Source organism: Micromonospora sp. NPDC049799, from assembly GCF_040656655.1.
In the GTDB taxonomy this organism is placed as follows: domain Bacteria; phylum Actinomycetota; class Actinomycetes; order Mycobacteriales; family Micromonosporaceae; genus Micromonospora.
The window spans coordinates 1-4115 of record NZ_JBFAMU010000437.1; the positions used below are offsets into that span (position 1 = coordinate 1).

The following is a 4115-nucleotide window of genomic DNA, read 5'->3' on the forward strand; positions in this document are numbered from 1 at the left end:
GGGCGATTGTCGAGGTCCGGCTGCGCATCTACTGCCGGGTGGCCACCACGGTGCACGCGCGGATCACCGACGCCGGCGGGGAGCCCGACGAGGACGGTTCGCTGCTGCTGAGCCGCACCGTGACGGTGGAGGGCCGGTCCCGGGCGCACGTGGGCGGTCGCAGCATGCCGGTGTCGATGCTCGGTGAGGTCGGCGAGCAGGTCGTCGCGGTGCACGGGCAGTCCGACCAGCTGCGGCTGCTGCGCCCCGCCGAGCAGCGCGCCGCGCTGGACCGCTTCGCCGGGCCGGAGCACGAGAAGCTGCTCGACGCGCTGCGGGAGGCGTACACGCGCTGGCGCACCGTCGTGGAGGACCTGGCCGACCGGCGGCGCAACGCCCGCGAGCGCAACCAGGAGGCCGACCTGCTGCGGCTCGGCCTGGACGAGATCACCCGGGTCGACCCGCAGCCCGGCGAGGACGACGAGCTGAAGGCGGAGGCGCAGCGGCTGGAGCACGCCGAGGGCCTGCGCACGGCCGCGCAGCTCGCCCAGCACTGCGTCGCCGGCGGCATGGAGGCCACCGACGAGACGCCGGACGCCACCGTGCTGCTCGGCACCGCCCGCCGGACGCTGGAGGCGCAGGCCGGCACCGACCCGGCGCTCGGCGAACTGGCGGTGCGGCTGGAGGAGGCGGCGACCCTGGTGGCCGACGTCTCCGCCGAGCTGTCGGCGTACCTGGCCGCGCTGGACGCCGACCCCGCCCGGCTGCAGACCGTGTACGAGCGGCGTGCGGCGCTGCGCGCACTGACCCGCAAGTACGCCGACGACGTCGACGGCGTCATCGCCTGGGCCGAGCGGGCCCGCACCCGGCTGTCCGACCTCGATACCTCCGACGACCTGCTGGACGAGCTGGACCGGGAGGCGACGCGGCTGGCCGCCGAGGTGGCCGACCTCGCCGGTCGGGTGTCGGCGTCCCGGCAGGAGGCGGCGCAGCGGTTCGCCGCGCAGGTCACCGAGGAGTTGGCGGGACTGGCCATGCCGCACGCGCGGATCGAGGTGGCGGTCCTTCCCCGGCCGGCCGGGAAGTCCGAGCCCAGCCTGCCGGTCAACGGCCGCGAGGTCGGTGTCGGCCCGGACGGCGGCGACGAGGTGGAGCTGCGGCTGCTGGCCCACCCGGGCGCGCCGTCGCTGCCGTTGCAGCGCGGCGCCTCCGGCGGTGAGCTGTCCCGGGTGATGCTGGCCATCGAGGTGGTCTTCGCGGGGTCCGGTGGCCCGCCCACGCTGGTCTTCGACGAGGTGGACGCCGGAGTCGGCGGGCAGGCGGCGGTGGAGATCGGCCGGCGGCTGGCCCGGCTGGCCCGCAGTCACCAGGTGCTCGTGGTCACCCACCTGCCCCAGGTGGCCGCGTTCGCCGACCGGCACCTGGTCGTGGCGAAGGACACCGGTGGCGCGGTGACCACCAGTGGCGTCCGGGTGGTGGAGGACACCGAGCGTGCCCGGGAACTCGCCCGCATGCTCGCCGGTTTGCCTGATTCGGACCTGGGTATCGCTCACGCCGAGGAGCTTCTGGCGGTGGCGGCGCGCGAGAGGCGACCGTAGCGCGGGTCATTGTGAGCACAGGCACACCGGCCCGCGCCGTAGTGTGCTTCCCTGGGTAGGCGGCGCCGCTCAGGCATGTCGCGCCGGAGTAGCCTGCCTCACATGCCAGGATGGTCACGATGCGTATACCAACGTTGCGCCGGAACCGGGCCGCGGAACCGGGCCGGATCGTCGGCACCGCGCGCCTGGATCGCCGGACCAAACGCCTGGTCGGACGGCTCCGCCCCGGCGACATCGCGGTGATCGACCACGTCGATCTGGACCGCGTCGCCGCCGACTCGTTGGTAGCCGTCGGTGTCGGTGCCGTCCTCAACGCGAAGCCGTCGGTCTCCGGCCGCTACCCCAATCTCGGTCCCGAGGTGCTGATCGCCGCCGGCATTCCGCTGCTGGACGACCTGGGGGAGAGCGTCTTCGACCAGGTCCGTGAGGGCGACACCGTCCGGATCGAGGGCAACACGGTCTTCGTCGGTGACGAGCCGGTCGCCCACGGCAGTCTCCAGGACGCCGAGACGGTGGCCAAGGCCATGGCCGACGCACGGGAGGGGCTCTCGGTCCAGCTGGAGGCGTTCGCCGCCAACACGATGGACTACCTCCGGCAGGAGCGTGACCTGCTCCTCGACGGCGTCGGGGTGCCGGACATCCAGACCCAGATCCAGGGCCGGCACTGCCTGATCGTGGTCCGGGGATACGACTACAAGGCCGACCTGGACGTGCTGCGCCCGTACATCCGGGAGTTCAAGCCGGTGCTGATCGGCGTCGACGGTGGTGCGGACGCCCTCGTCGAGGCGGGCTACACGCCAGACATGATCATCGGCGACATGGACTCGGTCACCGACGACGTGCTGCGCTGCGGCGCCGAGGTGATCGTGCACGCGTACCCGGACGGGCGCGCGCCGGGGCTGCCCCGGGTCAACGGGCTGGGCGTGCCGGCGATCACCTTCCCGGCCGCCGCCACCAGCGAGGACCTGGCCATGCTCCTGGCCGACGAGAAGGGCGCGTCGCTGCTGGTGGCGGTCGGCACGCACGCCACCCTGGTCGAGTTCCTCGACAAGGGGCGCGGTGGCATGGCCTCGACGTTCCTGACCCGGTTGAAGGTCGGCGGGAAGCTGGTCGACGCCAAGGGCGTCAGCCGGCTCTACCGGCAGAGCATCTCCGGATCCTCGCTCCTGCTGCTCGTGCTCTCCGCCATCGCCGCGATGGCGTCGGCCGTGGCGGTCTCCACCGTCGGCAAGGCGTACCTGGGCGTGGTCTCCGAGTGGTGGAACAATTTCGTGTTCCAGCTGTCACAGCTCTTCTAGCGTGCGCTCGATCAAGAGGATTCAGGTGTGATCAACTTCCGGTACCACGTGGTGTCCCTGACCGCGGTCTTCCTGGCGTTGGCGATCGGCCTGGTCGTGGGCACCGCCGCGCTGAACGGTCCGGTGGCCGATTCGCTCAAGGAGAACGTCAACGGCTTGAGCAAGGCCAACCAGCAGATGCGCCAGCAGGTCAACAGCATGCAGGAGGAGCTCGCCCGCGAGGAGGAGTTCGCCGCTGAGATCGCCCAGGTCGTGCTGCCCGGCCGGCTCGCCGGCAAGCGGGTGCTGGTGGTCAGCCTGCCGACCGGCCGCGGTCACACCGAGAACGTGGTCAAGATGCTCCAGCTCGCCGGCGCGGACGTCACCGGGCGGATCGACCTGCAGGACAAGTTCATGGACCCGGACAACAGCAGCGACCTGCTGGAGCTGGCCGTCGACGCGGCTCGCCCGACCAGCGCGCCCACCGCCGACCTGCCCGGCAACGGGCACGGCGTGGAGACCTCCAGCGCACTGCTGGCCAGCGTGCTGCTCGACCGGTCGCCGGGGGCCACACCGGTCAGCGAGGCGGACCGGCGCGCGGTGCTGGCCGCGTACACCAACGCCAACTACCTGACCACGGAGGCCAAGGTGACCGCGTCGGCCGAGGCCGTCGTCCTGGTCAGCGGGCAGCCGTACGTCGACCAGGACTCCGCCCGCAAGGACGAGTCGGTGGTCAAGATCGCCGAGCAGTTCGACCGGACCGGCGCGGTCGTGGTCGCCGGCAACGGCTCCGCCGACAGCAACCTGGTGGCCGTGGTCCGGGGCGACCCGGTCCTCGCGCAGTCCATCTCCACCGTCGACAACGCCAACACCGTCCAGGGTCAGCTGGTCACCAGCCTGGCGCTGGTGCAGCAGCTCACCGAGAAGAAGACCGGCCAGTACGGTGTCGGCGACAACGCCTCCTCGCTGCTGCCTAGACTGCCCCAGTGACCGATGCATCCACTCCGGTGTCCGACCGTCCGGATCGTCGACGCCCGGCGGAAGGGGGCGGCGTGAGCGAGCTTGCCGAGCGAACCGTCAAGCACAGCAGCCGCGCGGATCGCGCCGTCGTCGAGCGTAGCGAGGCGACGGCGTGAGCCTGCTCGGTCGGCTCCTGGTCGCCGGTGCCGGCGCCGTCGCCGCCCGGTACGCGCTGCGCGAGGTGCGCATCGCCCCGGTCGGCCCCGCGCTGGAGCGCACCAACTTCCGGGGTCGCACGGTG

The 4115-nt window shown here is 72.3% G+C and carries 4 protein-coding genes; all 4 read left to right on the forward strand.

Annotation, left to right across the window (positions count from 1 at the left end):
• A partial coding sequence (gene recN, locus AB0I76_RS23945) for a DNA repair protein RecN (protein ID WP_357039476.1) occupies window positions 1–1577 on the forward strand: 1577 nt, incomplete at its 5' end.
• A gap of 119 nt (window positions 1578–1696) precedes the next feature.
• Window positions 1697–2875: a putative cytokinetic ring protein SteA gene (gene steA, locus AB0I76_RS23950; RefSeq protein ID WP_357039479.1), complete on the forward strand. Its 1179-nt coding sequence runs from the start codon at window positions 1697–1699 to the stop codon at window positions 2873–2875.
• A gap of 27 nt (window positions 2876–2902) precedes the next feature.
• Window positions 2903–3844: a copper transporter gene (locus AB0I76_RS23955; RefSeq protein WP_357039482.1), complete on the forward strand. Its 942-nt coding sequence runs from the start codon at window positions 2903–2905 to the stop codon at window positions 3842–3844.
• The gene (locus tag AB0I76_RS23960) at window positions 3841–3990 is read left to right on the forward strand and encodes a hypothetical protein (RefSeq protein WP_357039485.1); all 150 of its coding nucleotides are present in this window, start codon (window positions 3841–3843) and stop codon (window positions 3988–3990) included. The genes AB0I76_RS23955 and AB0I76_RS23960 overlap by 4 nt, the downstream gene beginning before the upstream one ends.
• Window positions 3991–4115 lie beyond the last annotated feature (125 nt).